We start from the raw sequence: 19302 nt of genomic DNA on the forward strand, positions 1-19302 counted from the left end.
AAGCATCAAAAACTGATTCTTGAGCAACATAATATTGAGGCAGCAAGAAAATTTCAATTTTATTATTAAAATATTTTAATAAGAAAGAGGTATTCTATGCAATTTAAAAATTTTTATTTTAAAGATAAAGCTTTAAGTAAAAGAAATAACTTAGCTAAGTCTAAATTTACAATTATTTTAACATTTTTATTTTTATTATATTTTTTCTCAAATAATTTAATTTATGCACAAAATTTACAAAAAAGTGAACCTCAATATTTAATACCTATAGGAAATGTTCTTCAAATTGATGCAGAACTAAAAAATATCATTGTTAGAAGTCCTGGTGAAGCATCTCCATTTAGATTAGGTGATGCTATAATCAAAGTAAACAATATAGAAGTTGATGGATATAGTGATTTTGCTAATACACTAAATGCTTTACCAGAAGAAAAACCAGTTTCTATTTTATTAAATAGAGGTGGTCAACTTTTAACAATGAAAACAACTAAACACATATTAGAAAAAATTAGTTTTAATAACTTACTTTCTGGATTTGCTACTTTGACTTATATCAATCCAGAAACCTCAGAATTTGGTGCTGTAGGTCACCCAATAAGTGTTGGTAATTCAAGAAAAATACCTATAAAATCAGGTTCAATTTCTACAACTAAACATCTTGATATAGAAAAATCTTATCGAGGTAGTGTTGGATGTATAAATGCAAAAAGAGAAAATATTATTGGTAGTTTTACAGAAAACACTGATTTTGGAATAAGAGGTCAAATTAATAATTTTGATATTTCTAGCTTAAAAAAATATAAAGTAGCTTCATTAAATGAAGTTAAACTAGGAAAAGCTCAAATAATTTTACAAAACAACTCTAATGAATGTAAAAAATATAATATTGAAATTGTAGATATAGAAAACCAAAATCATCCTGAGAGTAAAAGTTTTAAAATTAAAATCACTGACAAAAACCTTTTAGCTCAAACTGGTGGTATTGTACAAGGTATGAGTGGTACTCCAATAGTACAAGATGATAAAATAATAGGAGCAGTTTCTCATGCCATTGAAAATGACCCAGCTGTCGGTTATGCTGTATTTATTAAATGGATGTTATAGATAATAAATATTATAAGTAATTTGTAAACTTTAAATCATCATTCAATAAATGTTACTAATATATTTGGTCTGAAGATATATTCCTTCACTCTACAGACCAAATATATTAAATATTTTACATATTTAAAAACATAAATTTTTATTACAATTATACTAATTTTTATTACAACCATTTTAATTATTATTTATTACTTATTATTTACAAAATTTTTATTTATAAACTATTATTTCAAATTTATCAAAAAATAAACATCACTATATTACTTGTTAGCATTTTTTCCAGTGTTAGGTAAAACATTCCCAAGGTTCTTTTCAGGTATATTTACATAACTTTCTGGAACATCACCTACTATTATAGTCTCACAAATAGGTATCTGAGCTTTAATTTGTTTTGTTGAAGTTATAAGTGGGATTACAACTTTTACTTGGGTTTGAGCTTCTAAATATATCCTATGTCTTGTTTGATTTATGCCTGAAGACTCAAATTCCGTTTTAAAGTTTACTGATACTGTTCCTATAGGTTCAATAGATACTTCAAGTTTAGGACCGTATTTAGCTAATATAGGACTTCCTAATGCTGTTCCTATAGGTATGTAAGAGTCTGCTGTTTTACCTTTTTTTAATTCATCTTGTATTTCTAAAGCTATTGCAGATGCAATTTCATTCATCATAATAGTATTTGCTTGTATCATAGTTATTTTTCCATTATTATCAAGCTGTATATCCATTAAATCTTCATAATTTATTTTTCCTTCTACCATTTCAGCAACAGCTTTATTTATAGACCTGTTTGCTAATTCAAGAGCTTTTGTTTCTGCTAGAACTGTAATTGTTGGTCTTAAACTTTTATCTATATATATAAAACTGCCTATAAATACAGACAAGAAAAGAATTAACAAGAAAATAGCTACAATTTTTCTAAATTCATTTTTCTTTTTTCTATCTACTATTCTATTCAAATTTATCCCCTCCTATTTATTTATATGTAACTTTGGCATAATTTTTATAATATTTGTCAAAAATAAATAAATAAAAATATAGACTTATTAATACATTTTGTTTATACATATCTACAATGTAAAGAATATTATAGCAAATTCATTTTTTCTATTAATTACAAAATTACTCCTATTTGTGTTATAATATTGCATTAAGTAAGGAGGTTAAAATCTTATGAATAACGATAATGATAAAAATGGAAATAAAATCAGAAGAAAAAAGGTTAGCTCATCTAGTAACTCAAATAAACCAGTTAATAGAAATTCAGCTAACAAAACTCGTTCAACTAAAAACAAGAATAAACCTAAAAAAAGCGATAAATTTAAAAGACTAAGAGTATTTGGTATAGTATTTTTAGTTTTATTAGTTGTTGGTGCAGCAGGTACTGCTGGATTAGTATTTGCATCATTAAGAGATGTCTCTCCAGTTACAGAAGCTGTTTTAGACAAACAAACCAACCAAACAACTACAATTAAATACGCTAATGGAAAAACATTATCTACTGCTCCAAGTGTAAATAAAAAGACACCCGTTCCATTAGATAAAATTTCAACTCATCTTCAACATGCAGTAATTGCAATAGAAGATGAACGTTTTTATGAACACAAGGGTGTTGACATTAAAGGTTTATTTAGATCAGTATTAAAGACTCTTACAGGTACCAAGCAAGGTGGTAGTACTATTCCTATGCAGGTATCTAAGATGCTGTTGACTACTGAGCAACAAACTCTACCTCGTAAAATAAAAGATATTTATTATGCATATGAGATGAGTAAGACAGTAAGTAAAGACAAAATATTAGAAACTTATTTAAATAACTTCTTCGTTGGAAAAGGTCTTGCAGGAGCTGAAGCTGGTGCACGTGGTTATTTTGATAAGTCTGCAGCTGACCTTACTATAGCTGAGTCAGCACTTCTTGCTGGTTCAACTAAAAACCCATCTAGGTTCTCAGCTTACAAAACTTCTAAATTAGATGGAAGTGAAGCTAAGAGTGACTTAGAGAATAAATTATTATTTTTTGTTAATACAACTGATGATGATTTAGATGACCCAACTCAAGTAGACTTTGATATGATTGAGAAATTAAAGACTTGGGAACTTATATCTAGTGATACTTATAGACAACTAAAAGCAGGTACATTAGTTGTCAGAAAAGCTATAAACAATCCTGAAGCTAAGAAAAGACAAGAAATTGTTCTAAAGAAAATGTTAGACCTAGGATATATAAAACAAAAAGAATATGATGAAGCAATTAATGCTAAGATAGAAATAAAATTACCTAAATCAGCAGATAAAGTTTCTTCATCTGTAGAAGACCTTATTGAAAGTGAAGTTATAAATGCCCTAATGGAACAAGGTCATACAAATGATGAAGCTCAAAACTTATTCTACAATGGTGGTCTAATTGTAAATACAACTATAGACCCTAAAATGCAAGATGCTTTAGAAGAAGAATTTGATAAAAATAGCAATTTCCCAGGCCATATGGTTGGACCTGATGGAGTTAGCCAGCCACAGGCTGCAATGGTAATTTTAGATTACAAGAATGGTGAAATAAGAGCACTAGCTGGAGGTAGAAACATAAGTGGCAGAAAAACTTTAAATCGTGCTACTAGCCCTCATCAACCAGGTTCTTCTATAAAACCTCTAGCAATTTATACGCCAGCTATTGATACTTTAAAGATTACACAATCAACTGCTCTAAATGATGTTAGAGGAGGATATAAATTTGAAGAAAATAATAAGTGGAATCCAAGAACTACTACTAGTGGTCATGGTTCTATGAGTTTACGTAAAGCACTTGCTAAATCTTCAAATACAATAGCAGTTAAAACTGCTGAAATGCTTGGAGATTCTTACGATGAATGTATAGATATAATGATGGACTACTTAAAGAACTTTGGTATAACAACTGTTAAAAATAGCCAAACAGGAGCAACTGATAGACAGTTTCCAGCATTAACACTTGGTGGTATGGCAAGTGGTATTACCCCACTTCAGATGGCTGCTGCTTACGGTACATTAGCAAATCAAGGAGTTTATGTAGAACCATCTATTTACACTACTATAACTACTTTTGATGGCCAATTATTAGTTAAAAACGCTCCTGAGGAACATAAAGTTGTAGACCCAGAAGTAGCTTATGTTGTTACAGATATGTTAGAAAGTGTAATTACTGAAGGTACAGGTGGTATTGCATCACTTCCAAAAGAAATGCCTGTTGCAGGTAAAACAGGTACTACAAATAGCGCATATGATGCTTGGTTTGTTGGTTATACACCTTATTATGTAGGAGCAACATACATTGGAGATGATGCTGGTAGAAAAGATGATGCTGGTAACACCATAAAACGTAGAGATGTTCCACATGGAAGTACTAGTACAGCAAAACTTTGGCAAAAAATTATGTCAAAAATACATGCAAATTTAACAGTTACTGAATTTGAAGTTCCTAAAAATGTATATTTTACAAAAATTAATTTAGAAGATGGAGGAAAGCAATCTTCTGGCTCTAAAGCAGCATTTATTGAAGGTACTGCTCCTTCTAGAGTAAGTTCTCAACCATCTCCTGAAGATACAAAGAAACCAGATAATAATCAACAAGAAGAAGAGAATAATAATAACAACAATAATTCAGGTAACAATGGTGGTGGCTCTACTCCTCCTGATAATGGTGGAAATAGTGGTGGAACTACTACTCCTCCTGATAATGGTGGAAATAGCGGTGGTACTACTCCTCCTGATAATGGTGGAAACAGTGGTGGTACTACTCCTCCTGATGATGGTGGAAACAGTGGTGGTACTGTCACCCCTCCTGATGGTGGTGGAAATACAACACCTTAGTTTAATAAAAGATTATATTTAAATATTAATAAATACTTAAAATTCAAACAAAAATATAAGGAGTTGCCTCAGAGTGATTTTTAGAAATCCTCAATGAGACACTCCTTTTTTAGTAATTATAATTAATGTGGGAATTGTTATAATATTTATGTATTACAAATTATATAAATTTTATATTTTTTGCTTATTGTATACCAAAAGTCTGGAATGTATTTAATTTACCATATCTTTTGATAAGTATATCCCATTCTTCCTTATCATAAAAATCACACTTATTTACACCAAATAATTTGGCAACTTCAATTGCAAATCTACCAGCTGACTCTAAATCACTAAAATGAGTTGCACCTGTAGCACATCCAGCAACAGGCATTTCTGTAGTAATTGCTACTCCAACTACTGGAGAATTTGTAGCAACTGCTGGCTGTAAAATACTATTCAAATGATACAAGTCATTTCCATATGGTGTTATATCTTGAATAGATAAAGGAAATACAAATGGAGATTTTCCAGTTACAGTCTGTATAATATCTAAAAGATTATCACTAGTTTTCAATATATACCCTTCTTTTACAGTTGGCGATATTGCAAATCCTCTAGTATTGATTATTCTATTACCTTTAGTAGTATCGATTGAAAGTATTGCATCACAACTACTGTCAACTTCATTTTCATTCATAGTTATCATATCTATTGGTGAATCCATAAAAGGTGTAGGATAGTGCTCTTTAGTTGGAGCATCTGGACAAATATGAGTCGAAATCACAATATCTCCTTCTAATACATCTCCTTTTCGTTGCATATCTAAAAGTTTCGCTGCTACTGAAATTGCTACCAATGCTCCATCACCATCTGAAACAAAACCTATTACCTCTGGTCTTGCCCCAATACCTCCAAGTCTGCCTAAAATACCAAGAGTAGGAGCACTTCCTCCTTTTAATTTACCATTCTTGCCAGCAATTGTAAGCTTAACTAAATCTGTAGAACCTTTACTTGATGAAAGCTTTTTTACTATTATATTTTCTCCACCATAGCTTTGTAAGTATGTCTTTACTTCTTCTCCACTTGCAGTTGATTTGTCTAAAATATCATAAACCTCTAATACTTGTTTTAATACCATATTTAATCTCCTTTCTTTATGTATTTTTTTAATAATACATTATTTACTGTACAAAACATCTACACCACACATTGCTAGTACTTTAATTGCTTTTATAAGTGCTATTTTTCCTTCTTCTCCACCAGCAGCTACAGCAAATTCTTCTGTATGAGTTGCAGTATTTTCTTTTAATTTGATATACGCTTGTATTGCAGGTATTTCATGAGTTAAATTTCCAGTATCAGTTGAGCCAATACCTTGAGTTAAATCTCTTTCAATATAGTCTTCACCTAATACTTCAAAATTTTCTCTAACTATATTTACTAATCTTGAATCATTTTTTATTTCTTTATATATCTCATCTAATTGAATTACTTCTACACTAGTTCCTGTAGAAATTGCAGCTCCCTTAGCACAATTTTTAAGCATATCACAAATTTCATTTAGGTATTCTATGCTTAATGCTCTTACATTAAATATAGCTGTAGATTTTTCGGGAATTATGTTATGTATACTACCTCCATCAGTTATAATTCCATGTACTCTTGCATAATCTTTAAGATGTAATCTCATGCTATTTACACTATTAAACAATGCTATTACTCCACTTAATGCACTTCTTCCTTCCCAAGGATAAGCAGCAGCATGAGAAGCTTTTCCACTAAAATCAAATTTTAAATTAACTTGAGCAAATGATATATCATCAGGTATTGAAGCATCACATGGATGTAAAATTAATGCAGCATCTACATCTTTAAATACTCCTTCTCTAATCATAGTTATCTTTCCACCTACTCTTTCTTCAGCAGGTGTTCCAAACACTTTTACAGTTCCTTCTATATCATATTTTTTTATAACTTCTTTTAAAATAATACCCGCTCCAACAGAACTTGTGCCTATAATATTGTGTCCACAAGCATGTCCCATACCTGGAAGTGCATCATATTCAGCTAAAAAAGCCACTGTCTTTCCACCAGTTCCATTTGAGTAGACTGCCTCAAAAGATGTTTCTAATCCTCCTACACCTTTTGTCACATTGAATCCATTTTCTTCTAATAAATCACATAATGCTTTTTGTGATTTAAATTCTTCAAATGCTAATTCTGGATTTTCAAATAAAGATTTAGATACCTTTTCAAATGATGCTTTTTTCTCATCAGATAACAACTTTATATCTTCTTTGATTTTTAATTTTAATTCTTCCATACTTACTACCTCCTTAAAGCATTCCATTTATTTTTAGAACTGTTTGAGATATAAAAGCAGAACCAAAATAAGTAGATGTCATAACTATAAATGATATAACTACTAGCTTCCAGCTCAAAGTCTTTAATATATCCAATTGGTTACCTACAGAAATTCCTGCAAAAGCTAATAATGGTGTTACTGTAGACATAAAATTTATTTTTCCTATATTACTTGCTATAAAATCTCCAACTGGTGATATTGGAAGTGATAATACAAACGCAACCAAAGTAGCCCATGCAAAACCTGGTAAATTTGGTCTCTTAACAAAATTCTTTATTACAATAGCAATTATTACTAATATAAAACCAAATACACTTCCAATCAATAAATCTTTAGCCTGTGTTTTAAGTGCTATAGCCTGTCCAAAGCAAATAATAATATATATGAACATTACTATTTTTATCTGTTCCATAATAGTCTTCAAAGTTTTTTCCATCTATACACCCTCCATTATAAAACATCTCTTGTTTTTGTTTTTTTTCTACTTCTAAACTTCTCAATAATTGGAGCCACTTTACTATAATAATAATTGGCAACTGGTAATGATAAAAATAATTCTATGTATATTCCAGTAACAGCTGTAATCAATCCGCTGGTTGCTGAATAAGCTAAAATCTGTTCAGACATATTTGGTACAGTATTCATCAATGATGCTGTTGCAGCCCCCATCATAGAACCACTTCCCATTCCTGATGCCATTGCTAAAGCATATGGATGAAAGCCTATAAGAACACCCAGTGGTGCCAAAAATGAAAATAATAATGTTCCAAAGATACTACCACTTATATAAGTTCCTAATGTTCCTATACCTTCTGGTGAATTCAATCCATACTTATCCCCAATAATTCCTAGTGCTGTGTCACGACATAATGAAAAAGTTCCTCCTAATGCACTTCTTCCAAGACCTAACGCTACTCCAACAGGTAATGCTATTAACATTGTACCCATATGACCAAACTCTTGTAATAAAAGTGCTGGTCCTGCTTGAAGTAATATACCAACTTTAGGTCCTGCATTAATTCCAAACATGATTCCCAATGGATATAGAGTTAAGGATAAAAGATATGGAGATACATTTATTTCATTATCTCCTATAAACTTTTTTAAAGCTGGTATAATCCTTCCTAACAAATGAGGGGAAACAGCCATACCTATAAAGATAGCCCATAGTATACTAAGTAAAGTTATATTAATACCCATAACTTTAAATGAAATAGGCCCAATTAATTCAGCCAATACTGTAATTATACAGGCTGCTATCAGAGCATTTCTAATTCCTGTCTTTCCTTTCATTTCTGTACCTCCTTGCAATTTTTATAATTTTCTTACAATATAATTGTTAGTGATTTAATTATATATTCTCTCATCGATAATGTATAATATAAATTTTTCATTATTTTTATATGCTTTTAGTCATAAAGCAAAAGGAGGATTAAACATCATGGATTTATTACAATTAAAATATTTTCAAGTTATAGCTCGTACTGAAAATATGACTAATGCTGCTAAGCAATTGCATGTAACACAGTCAGCACTTAGTAAAAGTATAGCTCTACTTGAAATGGATTTAGGTGTAAAATTATTTGACAGGAAAGGAAGGTCTATTAAATTAAACTATTGCGGAAATATTTTTCTTAAAAGAGTTGATTCAATACTTAATTTATTAGATACATCAACTAAAGAAATAAAAGATTTAGCTTGTAGTGAGTTTGACCAAATCAAATTAATCGTACTTACTGCATCAGGGTTAATTTTAGATGTACTTAGTGAATTTAAAAAATTACATCCAAATATTTCATTCAAATTAATGCAACATGTTCCAAAATCAACATTTGACTACGATTTTGATATATGTATTACTTCATATTGCTTTGAATTTAAATCATCAAATTATGAAGTATTAACTAGTGAAGAAATATTTATAGGTATCCCTTATAACAATCCACTATCAAAGCTTAACAGTATATATTTTAAAGATGTACAAGATGAGAATTTTATATGTTTAGAAGAAGGTACAAATTTCAGAAAAATTACAGATAGATTTTGTAACTATGCTGACTTTGAACCTAATGTATGTTTTGAATGTGATTCTCCTTCAACTGTTTATAATTTGATAAAAGAAGGTCATGGAGTTGGATTTATTCCTGAAAAATCATGGTGTATAGATTATGAATCTTCTATTAAACTATTGCCTATTAATGATATAAGATGTGAGCAATTTATTGAGCTATATTGGACAGATAATAAATTTTTAAACAAGTCAACAAGGATGTTTATTGATTTTATAAAAAACTATCTTAATAAATAGTAAAGCTCAATGTTGCACTGAGACCCAAAAGGTTGGACTTTATACTGGAATGAGTTTTCATTCCAGTATTTTTATTTTTATGCAGGTTTTTATTCATATTAAATTTTATAATCAACTGGACTACTTTTAGTTTTTTATTCTATTAACGCTGTTTCTTATAATTAGTCTTGGATAAAGTTTTCTTGGGATATGTTCTGTACTCTTTTTATTTATTGTATTTACTAAACTATCTACTCCATTTTTTATAACTTGTTCTCTTGGGTCATCTATTGTTGATAAGTGTGACCTAAAGTAAGATATCAATTCAATATTATTATATCCTATTACAGATATGTCTTCTGGTACATTTATACCATAAGTAGTTTTTAATTCTTGTATTATAGAAATAGCTGGTACATCTTGTTGCACAAATATAGCTGAAGCTTTTTTTATTTTATCAATATATTTTTTTAATAGCTCAACTTGAGATTCAAAATCCATTCTAGATTCAATTACATCAGTCTTTAAATTAGCTTCTTCCATAGCATTTAAATACCCTTTTGTTCTATCTTCGTGCATTTTTGAACTCTTATCTTCTGAAGTTATTGTTATTATATTTTTATGACCATGATCTATTAAATGCTTAGTAGCTATATAACCTCCATATACGTTATCATCCCAAAAGAAATTATCTACTTCTCCTACAAAAGATGGCTTAAAATATATGAATACATGTGGAAAATTATTGTCTTTTAAAAACTCATACTCTTCTTTTTTTATTGATTGAGACACTATTACTAATCCATCAACCATTTGTCCATTAACCATTTTATAGACATTACTGTCACCACTAATGTTATTATTAGGCTGTATTATAAAGTCGTACTTATTAGTCTCAATAGAATTTATAGAACTGTCCATTATATCACTAAAAAATTTTCTAGTGTCTTGATGATTAAAATTATTTGAAAAGATTACCCCTATTCTATTTGTTTCTTTTTTTGCTAGATTTCTCGCATTTACATTAAAATGAAACCCTAGCCTGTTAGCCTCTTCCACTACCTTCTTTTTTGTTTTTTCAGATACATTAGGATTATTGTTTAAGCACCTAGAGACAGTTGAATAGCTAATGCCTAGGTTCTTTGCAATATCTTTAATAGTTACCATCTTTATCCCCTACTTCACTTCATTTTATTTTTGCTAATATAATACTACACCATGTTGTAAATAATTGTCAACTTGATTATGTAAACGCTTGTAACTATAAAAAAATAGGTAGAATCTAAAAAGATATCTACCTATTTTAATAAAAAAACTTATCATATATTTAAGTGATTTTATGGTTTTGCTTTTGGTGTAAATACTACTGACATAATATATCCAAAAAATATAGCTGCGGCTATTCCACCAGCTGTAGCAGTTGTTCCACCTAGAAAAATACCTAAAAATCCATCACTTTGTATTGATTTTATCACTCCTGTTGCAAGTGAATATCCAAATCCTATTATAGGAACTGTTGCACCTGCTGCTGCAAACTTAACTAATGGCTCATAAAGTCCTAGAAAAGTTAAAACTACACCAGATGTTACATATGTTACCATAACATATGGAGTTTGCATCTTAAAATAATCCATCATTACTTGGGCTATTAAACATATAATTCCACCTACAATAAATACTCTTACATAGTCCATTAACATATATATCACATCCTACTCATTTACTATTACTACTGCATGTGCAACACATGGTATTGTTTGCTTTTGTAGTGTACTTGTTGGTGATAATAGTGCTCCTGTTGATACGAGCATTACTTTGTTAAATTCTTTTTTTCTTAACTTTTCATATATATATCCTGCAAATACTGTAGCTGAACATCCACATCCACTTCCACCACAGTGAACATCTTGCTCTTTAAGGTTAAACATTTCTATACCACAATCAGTATAACACTTTGAAATATCTACACCTTTTTGTTTTAAAAAGTCTTCTGTTATCTGTTTTCCAAGTGTACCTAAATCGCCAGTGGCAATTATGTCAAAGCTATTTGGGTCATCATTAGTGTCTTCAAAATAAGAATATATAGTATCTATTGCTGCTGGAGCCATGGCTGGTCCCATATTATTACCATCATCAATACCTTTATCTATTACTTTTCCAACTGTAACATATTTTACTTTAGGACCTTCTCCATTAGGAGCTAGTAAAACACTTCCTGCTCCTGTAACTGTCCATTGAGCTGTCATTGGCTTTTGATTTCCTAGCTCTAGTGGAAATCTGAATTGTCTTTCTGCTGTACAATAATGGCTTGATGTACCTGATAGCACTAAATCTGCAAAACCACCATCTACAAGCATAGAACCTATGCAAAGTCCTTCTGCCATTGTAGAACAAGCACCATATATACCCAAAAATGGAATTGCTAATTCTCTTGCAGCAAAAGATGCTGGTACTATTTGATTGATTAAATCTCCACCTAACATGTAATTTACATCTGACAGTTTTTTTCCTGCCTTTTGTATGGCTTTCTGTGATGCAGTCTCTACCATTTTACTTTCAGCTAATTCCCAAGTTTTTTCACCATATAAATCATCGGTCATAATCATATCAAAATAGTCCTTTAGCGGTCCTTCACCTTCTTTAGAACCGACTATAGTGCCAGCTGATATTATTGTTGGTTTATTTTCTAGCTTGACTGTTCTTTTTCCAATTCTTTTATTTTTCATATTTTCACACCTTTTTAATTTTGAATTTTACTATTTAATCCTTTAATATTAATTGAAATTTTCATAGCTATTTTCTAATAGATAATTTTTCTAGCTAATAGTTAATTAATAAAGTTTAAATTAAATAAAAATCATCTAAAACATTTTAAAAATATAATAAATAATTCCACATAAAATAGAAGAACCTATACCATAAACTAAAACTGGTCCTGCAATTTTAAATAGGTTTGCACCTACACCTAATACATATCCTTCTCTTTTATACTCCATTGCAGGAGATACTATTGAGTTAGCAAAACCTGTTATTGGTATTATAGAACCAGCTCCTGCTCTTTTTCCGATTAGGTCATAAACTCCTAATCCAGTTAGAAATGCCCCTATAAATATTAGTGTTATTGATGTAGCAGAACTAGCACCTAATTTATCAAGCCCTCCAACTTTCATGTATAAATCATTTATAGCTTGCCCTATCATACAAATAATTCCACCTACAATAAATGCAAGTGTATAGTTTTTTAAATATGTAGGTTTTGGGCTTATTTGGTCTACATACTTTTTATAATTTTTATCCATACTAAACACCTCTCTAAAGTATTATTTGTTAATTTTAAAAAAATAAACCTATAATTTATTTTAGACACTTAAAGTTTTGTCAAAAAATAAAAAAGATGCCTAATAAAGAAAATAATTTATTTTCTATTATAAAGACACCTTGTTTTTTAATATTTTTTATTTGAACTTATAATTTTTTAATCGAAACTTAAAAACTTAATATAAAAACTTAATATATTATAAATATTATCATGATATATATTCTTTTAACTTAGACAATACTTTTTTCTCTATTCTTGATACTTGAACCTGTGATATATTGAGCATTTCTCCTATTTCACTTTGAGTCATATCTTCAAAATATCTGAGAACTATTATTTGACGTTCTCTCTTATCCAGTCTTCCAAGTATGTCCTTTAATAATATATTATCTACAACTTTTTCTTCCTCACTTTCTCCTTTCATGCTTATCTTATCAATAAGACAGATTGGAGAACCTTCTTCTTCATGAATAACACCTTGCAAATACTCTACATTAAAGTTAGCTTCCATAGCCATTACTAAATCTTCTTTTTCTACATCTAATGCTTGAGCTATTTCTTCTATACTTGGCTCTCTACCTAGCTTTTTAGTTAAAGCTTCACTTTCCATCTTGGCCTTTACAGCTATTTGCTTCAATGACCTTGATACTTTTATCATACCATCATCTCTTAAGTATCTCTTTATTTCACCTAGAATCATTGGTACTGCATAAGTAGAGAATTTAACATTAAACTTGGGGTCAAATTTATATATTGATTTTATTAAACCTATAGAACCTAACTGAAATAAATCTTCTCTATCATACCCTATATTTAAAAATCTAGATACAACGCTCCTAACTAGACCTAAATTACTTGATATTAATATTTCTTTTGCCTCTTCATCTCCATTTTGAACTTTATCAATAAGTTCTAGAGTCTCTTCATGACTAAGAAGAGGTTTTTTTTCTTCTCTGGCAACAGTTACTTCCATAATAAAACCTCACTTTTGGACTTTATTTAGGCAAATTTATTTTTTTAGTCATTTCAATTCTAGTGCCATTATCTTTTCTAGAACTTACCTCTACATCGTCCATAAAGCTTTTCATAACTGTGAATCCCATTCCTGATCTATCAAGTTCTGGTTTTGATGTATAAAGTGGTTCCATTGCCTTCTCCACATTTTCTATTCCATACCCTTCATCTTCAACTACAATTTTTATAGTATTTCCTTCTATCTCACATCTCAAAAAAACAAACTTAGAACTGTCTTCTTCATATCCATGTATTATAGCATTTGTAACAGCCTCAGAGACAGCAGTTTTTATATCAACTAATTCATCTACTGTTGGGTCTAATTTTGCTGCAAATGATGCTACTATAACTCTTGCTAAACTTTCATTTTCTGATAGTGCCGAAAATTTAACTTCCATAATATTATTCATCACATACTCCTCCCTACAAAGAACTTAGAGCTTCTTCATACGTATCATAAATGCCAATAATTTTATTTAACCCAGATAAATCAAAAATTTTCTTAACTCGTGAACCTATATTAATTACTGAAACTCGTCCCCCTTCATTAGAAATTTTTTTATATCTACCTATGATGACACCTATACCTGAAGAATCCATAAAATTAATATTTCCAAAATCAAATACAACATTTTTTACTTGATTAACACTTAATAAGTTATCTATTTCTTCCCTTATTTCATTAGCTACATGGTGGTCTAGTTCTGAGCACATAAATTCTATGTATAGATTCTTATGTTCTAAGGAATATTTTACCATCAAAATCCCTCCTTCAATAGTTTTGTAAAAATAGTAACTTTTAATCAATTCTATAATCTTATTTCTATTCCTTCAATGAAATTTAACTAGTTTTGTCGTATTATTTCTACCATCGTTTCATTATATGTTACTTGACCACCAATATCTGATATACCAGTATCTGTTAAACTATTAGGATTGCCATGTTTCTTCCACCATCCAACATACATTTTTACTATATAATCACTTACTCTGTTATCTATATTTATCTGAACATCTATCTTTGTTTTTTTTGACTTTAAATCTACAATCTCTTTATTCTTAACACCTATTTTTTTAGCCATACTTTGATTTATATATGCTTGAGCTATAGATGTCTTATCCATAAAGTGTTGACTAAACAAAGTATCTGCATGGTGATTAGTTAGCAGTCTAAAAATATTTTTTCTATTTTCATATTCAAAGTTTCTAGTTTTGTTACTTATATACACTGGAATTGGACTAATTCCTAAATCTCTTATCCTTTCTGAATAAAGTTCATACTTTCCAGATGGAGTTTCAAACTTCTTATCTTCCCAAGCAATAGGATTATGTATAGTAAAAGAACTATTTTTAAGCTTTTCTATATCTAGGCTTTTATCAAAGCGTTTAAGTGGTTCAATTACTTTTTCTAAGTATTCTTTTTTTGATACAAAAGGATAGTCTCTTAGCTCCATCTTTTTAGCTAACTCCATAAAGAAATAATACTCATCCATCAATTCATGCTTTGGTTTTACTGCTCTTTCATTGTATGTTATATATGGATTAGTCATTGAGCTATAAATTATATCTTCACTTTCAAGCGTATTTGTACAAGGTATAAATAAGTCACATAAAGTAGCTGTGTCAGTTATAAACATATCAAAACATACTTTAAATTCAATCTTTGAAAAAACTCTTTCTAGTTCTACTAAATCTGGCAACTGATTTAACATGTTACTTTTAGTTATTACTGCCATCTTTATAGGAATATTTCCTTTTAGTGATTTACTTGACATATTATCAAATTCACTCAGTATATTATTTGTTTTCTCTAACATATTATTAGCTTCATTTGGTGTATTGTCTTTTAAAGATTCTTCTATAAACTTGCTAATATTACTTACATAAAACTCCCTATCTTCTCCATATGATTGACTATTATAAGGGTCAGCATCTATCACATTTGGATAAACCTTATTAGCATAATTCACTCCTCCACCACTAAATCCTATTTGACCTGTTATAGCTCCTAAGGCATCTATCGCTCTTATTGTATTTCCTCCATTTTTATACTTTTGAAGACCATAACCTACGTTTATACTTGAATATTTATTAGCATATAAATTAACTAACTCTCTTATATCCTTTTCTTTAACACCACATTCATCACTTAAAAAGTTTAAATCTAATGAATCCAAATATTTTTTATATTCCTCAAAACCAACAACATACGAATTTATATATTCTTCATCCTGCAAGTTATCTTCTATTATAATTTTTGCCATAGCCATAGCTAATGCTCCATCTGTTCCAGGGCTTACTTGTATGTACTTATCTGCCATTTGAGCAGTCTTTGTATATATAGGGTCAATGACTACTATTTTTATCCCTTTTTCTTTAGCTTTTTTAATTATTTGCATAGTATGAATGGTAGTATATGCTGGATTTTTTCCCCATATAAAGATACTCTTGCTGTTTAGCATATCTTCTATAGCATGTCCCTTAGCTACTCCAAAGTCATACTTTTGGGCATGTATTCCTGCACTCCAACATGGCCCTCCCTTATGTCTACTAACTCCTCCATAAAAATTAAAAAACACATCTCCTATATATTTTAATATAGACCCACTTCCATATTGGTCATAGTGCATAATAGACTTTGATGTATACTGTTCTTTATAATATAGGAGTTTATCTGCCATTATCTCTAATGCTTCATCAAAAGAAATCTTTTTCCATAGACCGTCTACCTTTAACATTGGAGTCTCTATCCTATCTTTATGATTTAATCTATCTAAATGAGCCAACCCTTTTTTACATATAAATCCTTTTGTATAAGGATGATTCCTATCTCCTTCAATTTTTATCACATTATTTCCACTAGTATAAACATTAAATTTACAACAATCATGGCAATCTAGTGTACATCCATGACTTAATTTCTTCATTGTATCCATAAAATATCTTTCTCTCCTTATAAACGCTACCTATTCACTATATTTTTATTAAGATTTGTATACTGAAAATATCCTGCTGAAGACATAAATATATTTTATCAAAATAAATTTAAAAATACCTTATAAATATGATATTCATATAAAATTACTTTCAACAAATCGAATTAAGAAAGCACAATATTAAATTCACACATACTGTTTAATATTAAAATAGCAGTTAGACTGCCTTATAGATTTACTTACTATATTTCTTAGTTAATAAAAAACCTTTCAATTACTTTATCTTTAAGATACAGTAATTGAAAGGTTTTACTAAGTTTAAAAATTAATTTTAAATCCTTAGACATTTTTCATTTTCTCTTTTGTATCACATTAAAAGTTAACTTGATAAGTTAAATTGATTTTTATCTATAACCTACTTATAATATGATTATATTAGTGCTATATTTGAAAGTTATAAACACATTATATTATAATATACTCTTTACACATTTCAATCTAGTTTTCAATGCTTTCCCCTTTGCCAGTATAAACATAAAAATTCTGTTAACCGTATGGATTACAAAGAATTCTAAGCGATTAATTAATTTTTATTTGATTATTTATTTTCTAATGTATTTTTTCTACTTACAGAAATAAAGTACAAACAAAATTTAAAATGTCTTTAATAATACTATTATATAAAACAATAAAAGCCTTATGTTGTTGACTCTTACAGATTACTTATCATCTGTTTTGAAAACACATTAGGCTTTTTAAATATTCAATATACTATTTTATATATCTTTCGATTATATTTTTATATACTATATATTATTTTTTCTTTTTGTTGGCTTTTTCTATATTAATTTTGTTACCTTTTATCTTAATATCTTTCATTTTTTCAATTACTGTTTTTGCATCTTTTTTAGGTATTTCAACAAAAGTATACTTATCATATATATCTATAGTCCCTACCATTTTACCTGGTATTCCAACTTCTCCAGCTATAGCACCAACGATATCTTTAGCTTGTATTCTTTGATTTCTACCAATATTGATAAACAATCTAATCATACCATCTTTAGCTCCAGTAACACCTTTTCTATCTCCACGTTCTCTTCTAGGTTTTTCTTCTATTATTTCTTCTTTCATTTCTTCACCTAGAGATAACTTAACAAGTGCAGCAGCAATATCAACCATTGCATAATCTTCATCATTACAGAAGCTTTCTAACCATTGTAATTGTTTAGTTAAATGACCTTCTTCTATAGTTTGTTTAACTTGTGCAAAGAAAGTACCTACTTTTTTCTCTTCAACATCAGTTATTGTTGGTATATTATGCTTGATTAATTTAGATTTAGTATATCTTTCTATATCTTTCATCTTTCTCATTTCTTTTCCAAATACAAAAGTAAATGACATACCTTCTCTACCAGCACGACCAGTTCTACCAATTCTATGAACATAGTATTCTTCATCTTGTGGTAAATCATAGTTGAATACACATTCAACATCATCAACATCTATACCTCTAGCTGCAACATCAGTAGCAACAAGTATATCTATTGTACCATTTCTAAACTTATCCATTACTATATCTCTTTGTGTTTGCTTTAAATCACCATGTAATGCATCTGCAAAATATCCTCTTGCTTGTAAATCTCCCACTAATTCATCTGCTTTTCTCTTAGTATTGCAGAAAACAACTGACAATTTAGGGTCATACACATCAACTAATCTACATAATACTTCCAATTTATTTGATGATCTAGTTTCTATATAATATTGTTTTGTATTTGAAACTGTAAGTTCTTTTCTAACAACTTTTATATGTTCTGGGTCTTTTTGATATCTCTTAGTCAAATCTAAAATTCCTTTTGGCATAGTTGCTGAAAAGAAAGTTGTTTGTCTTTCCTCAGGAATCTTACTTAAAATCATTTCTATATCTTCTCTAAATCCCATATCTAGCATTTCGTCTGCTTCATCTAGTATAATCATTTTTACATTATCCATCTTTAATGTTTTACGATTAATATGGTCTATTGTACGTCCAGGTGTACCTATTACAACTTGCACACCACTCTTTAGAGATTTTATCTGTCTATCTATTGGTTGACCACCATATATAGGTAATGTCTTTATTCCGTACGAGTATTTAGCTAGTTTTCTTATTTCTGTAGATACTTGTATTGCAAGTTCTCTTGTTGGGCAAAGTACTACAGCTTGTAAACTTCTATTATTTGGGTCTATTGTTTCTAGTATAGGTATACTAAAAGCTGCTGTTTTCCCCGTACCAGTTTGTGCTTGTCCTATAACGTCTTTACCTGACAAAATTGCAGGTATAGACTGTGCTTGTATAGGAGATGGCTCTTCAAACCCCATTTCAGCTATAGCTTTTTTTATTCCCTCATTTATTGGTAAATCTTCAAACTTTGTTATATTCATATATTATTCCTCTCCGTTATCAATT

17 protein-coding genes are annotated in these 19302 nt (G+C 29.5%); 3 read left to right on the plus strand and 14 right to left on the minus strand.

Going from position 1 to position 19302, the window contains the following annotated elements; translation table 11 throughout:
* Positions 1–96: 96 nt before the first annotated feature.
* Complete coding sequence (locus KGF41_RS11030) at positions 97–1104, plus strand: SpoIVB peptidase S55 domain-containing protein (protein WP_227829671.1); 1008 nt, start codon at positions 97–99, stop codon at positions 1102–1104.
* Positions 1105–1364: 260 nt separating this feature from the next.
* Here the strand turns inward: KGF41_RS11030 and yunB are convergent, their stop codons facing one another.
* Entirely contained in the window at positions 1365–2063 is a 699-nt protein-coding gene (gene yunB, locus KGF41_RS11035; protein WP_227433393.1) for a sporulation protein YunB, read from the minus strand.
* Between the two features lie 214 nt (positions 2064–2277).
* Between yunB and KGF41_RS11040 the strand changes: the two genes are divergently transcribed.
* Positions 2278–4947: a transglycosylase domain-containing protein gene (locus KGF41_RS11040; RefSeq protein WP_227842790.1), complete on the plus strand. Its 2670-nt coding sequence runs from the start codon at positions 2278–2280 to the stop codon at positions 4945–4947.
* 184 nt (positions 4948–5131) lie between these two features.
* Here KGF41_RS11040 and KGF41_RS11045 read toward each other — a convergent pair whose 3' ends face one another.
* From KGF41_RS11045 to KGF41_RS11060, 4 genes are read right to left on the minus strand one after another with little or no spacing between them, the layout of a single operon-like run.
* Positions 5132–6067 (minus strand): DUF1177 domain-containing protein, encoded by a 936-nt coding sequence (locus tag KGF41_RS11045; RefSeq protein WP_227842789.1) that lies wholly within the window; start codon positions 6065–6067, stop codon positions 5132–5134.
* A 39-nt stretch (positions 6068–6106) separates the two neighbouring features.
* A complete protein-coding gene (locus KGF41_RS11050; RefSeq protein WP_227829674.1) occupies positions 6107–7252 on the minus strand; it encodes a M20 family metallopeptidase in 1146 nt (381 codons plus the stop codon).
* Between the two features lie 13 nt (positions 7253–7265).
* Complete coding sequence (locus tag KGF41_RS11055) at positions 7266–7730, minus strand: hypothetical protein (protein ID WP_227829675.1); 465 nt, start codon at positions 7728–7730, stop codon at positions 7266–7268.
* A 14-nt stretch (positions 7731–7744) separates the two neighbouring features.
* Entirely contained in the window at positions 7745–8587 is an 843-nt protein-coding gene (locus tag KGF41_RS11060) for a DUF3100 domain-containing protein (protein ID WP_227829676.1), read from the minus strand.
* 148 nt (positions 8588–8735) lie between these two features.
* Here KGF41_RS11060 and KGF41_RS11065 point away from each other — a divergent pair, with 148 nt between their 5' ends.
* Positions 8736–9602: a LysR family transcriptional regulator gene (locus KGF41_RS11065; RefSeq protein WP_227829677.1), complete on the plus strand. Its 867-nt coding sequence runs from the start codon at positions 8736–8738 to the stop codon at positions 9600–9602.
* Positions 9603–9728: 126 nt separating this feature from the next.
* Here the strand turns inward: KGF41_RS11065 and KGF41_RS11070 are convergent, their stop codons facing one another.
* The 9 genes from KGF41_RS11070 to KGF41_RS11110 form a co-directional block, all read right to left on the minus strand.
* Entirely contained in the window at positions 9729–10748 is a 1020-nt protein-coding gene (locus KGF41_RS11070) for a LacI family DNA-binding transcriptional regulator (protein WP_227829678.1), read from the minus strand.
* A 170-nt stretch (positions 10749–10918) separates the two neighbouring features.
* The gene (spoVAE, locus tag KGF41_RS11075) at positions 10919–11281 is read right to left on the minus strand and encodes a stage V sporulation protein AE (protein WP_169468704.1); all 363 of its coding nucleotides are present in this window, start codon (positions 11279–11281) and stop codon (positions 10919–10921) included.
* A gap of 12 nt (positions 11282–11293) precedes the next feature.
* On the minus strand, positions 11294–12307 hold the full coding sequence (gene spoVAD, locus KGF41_RS11080) for a stage V sporulation protein AD (RefSeq protein ID WP_227829679.1): 1014 nt from the start codon (positions 12305–12307) through the stop codon (positions 11294–11296).
* A gap of 135 nt (positions 12308–12442) precedes the next feature.
* Positions 12443–12880: a stage V sporulation protein AC gene (gene spoVAC, locus KGF41_RS11085; protein ID WP_003418420.1), complete on the minus strand. Its 438-nt coding sequence runs from the start codon at positions 12878–12880 to the stop codon at positions 12443–12445.
* Positions 12881–13108: 228 nt separating this feature from the next.
* A complete protein-coding gene (sigF, locus tag KGF41_RS11090) occupies positions 13109–13873 on the minus strand; it encodes an RNA polymerase sporulation sigma factor SigF (RefSeq protein ID WP_227433403.1) in 765 nt (254 codons plus the stop codon).
* Positions 13874–13895: 22 nt separating this feature from the next.
* Positions 13896–14324 (minus strand): anti-sigma F factor, encoded by a 429-nt coding sequence (gene spoIIAB, locus KGF41_RS11095; RefSeq protein WP_227829680.1) that lies wholly within the window; start codon positions 14322–14324, stop codon positions 13896–13898.
* Positions 14325–14337: 13 nt separating this feature from the next.
* Positions 14338–14673, minus strand: coding sequence for an anti-sigma F factor antagonist (gene spoIIAA, locus KGF41_RS11100; protein WP_227829681.1), 336 nt, complete (start codon positions 14671–14673; stop codon positions 14338–14340).
* Between the two features lie 86 nt (positions 14674–14759).
* Complete coding sequence (locus KGF41_RS11105) at positions 14760–16850, minus strand: molybdopterin-dependent oxidoreductase (protein ID WP_227829682.1); 2091 nt, start codon at positions 16848–16850, stop codon at positions 14760–14762.
* 813 nt (positions 16851–17663) lie between these two features.
* The gene (locus tag KGF41_RS11110) at positions 17664–19277 is read right to left on the minus strand and encodes a DEAD/DEAH box helicase (protein ID WP_227829683.1); all 1614 of its coding nucleotides are present in this window, start codon (positions 19275–19277) and stop codon (positions 17664–17666) included.
* Positions 19278–19302 lie beyond the last annotated feature (25 nt).

The organism is Clostridioides sp. ZZV14-6150 (assembly GCF_020657875.1).
In the GTDB taxonomy this organism is placed as follows: domain Bacteria; phylum Bacillota; class Clostridia; order Peptostreptococcales; family Peptostreptococcaceae; genus Clostridioides.

What these genes read in the sequence shown, in the direction of transcription:
- KGF41_RS11030 (WP_227829671.1), top strand. Translation starts at nt 97, where the DNA reads ATGCAATTTAAAAATTTTTATTTTAAAGATAAAGCTTTAAGTAAAAGA.
- KGF41_RS11040 (WP_227842790.1), top strand. Translation starts at nt 2,278, where the DNA reads ATGAATAACGATAATGATAAAAATGGAAATAAAATCAGAAGAAAAAAG.
- KGF41_RS11045 (WP_227842789.1), bottom strand. Translation starts at nt 6,067, where the DNA reads ATGGTATTAAAACAAGTATTAGAGGTTTATGATATTTTAGACAAATCA.
- KGF41_RS11050 (WP_227829674.1), bottom strand. Translation starts at nt 7,252, where the DNA reads ATGGAAGAATTAAAATTAAAAATCAAAGAAGATATAAAGTTGTTATCT.
- KGF41_RS11055 (WP_227829675.1), bottom strand. Translation starts at nt 7,730, where the DNA reads ATGGAAAAAACTTTGAAGACTATTATGGAACAGATAAAAATAGTAATG.
- KGF41_RS11060 (WP_227829676.1), bottom strand. Translation starts at nt 8,587, where the DNA reads ATGAAAGGAAAGACAGGAATTAGAAATGCTCTGATAGCAGCCTGTATA.
- KGF41_RS11065 (WP_227829677.1), top strand. Translation starts at nt 8,736, where the DNA reads ATGGATTTATTACAATTAAAATATTTTCAAGTTATAGCTCGTACTGAA.
- KGF41_RS11070 (WP_227829678.1), bottom strand. Translation starts at nt 10,748, where the DNA reads ATGGTAACTATTAAAGATATTGCAAAGAACCTAGGCATTAGCTATTCA.
- spoVAE (WP_169468704.1), bottom strand. Translation starts at nt 11,281, where the DNA reads ATGTTAATGGACTATGTAAGAGTATTTATTGTAGGTGGAATTATATGT.
- spoVAD (WP_227829679.1), bottom strand. Translation starts at nt 12,307, where the DNA reads ATGAAAAATAAAAGAATTGGAAAAAGAACAGTCAAGCTAGAAAATAAA.
- spoVAC (WP_003418420.1), bottom strand. Translation starts at nt 12,880, where the DNA reads ATGGATAAAAATTATAAAAAGTATGTAGACCAAATAAGCCCAAAACCT.
- sigF (WP_227433403.1), bottom strand. Translation starts at nt 13,873, where the DNA reads ATGGAAGTAACTGTTGCCAGAGAAGAAAAAAAACCTCTTCTTAGTCAT.
- spoIIAB (WP_227829680.1), bottom strand. Translation starts at nt 14,324, where the DNA reads ATGAATAATATTATGGAAGTTAAATTTTCGGCACTATCAGAAAATGAA.
- spoIIAA (WP_227829681.1), bottom strand. Translation starts at nt 14,673, where the DNA reads ATGGTAAAATATTCCTTAGAACATAAGAATCTATACATAGAATTTATG.
- KGF41_RS11105 (WP_227829682.1), bottom strand. Translation starts at nt 16,850, where the DNA reads ATGGATACAATGAAGAAATTAAGTCATGGATGTACACTAGATTGCCAT.
- KGF41_RS11110 (WP_227829683.1), bottom strand. Translation starts at nt 19,277, where the DNA reads ATGAATATAACAAAGTTTGAAGATTTACCAATAAATGAGGGAATAAAA.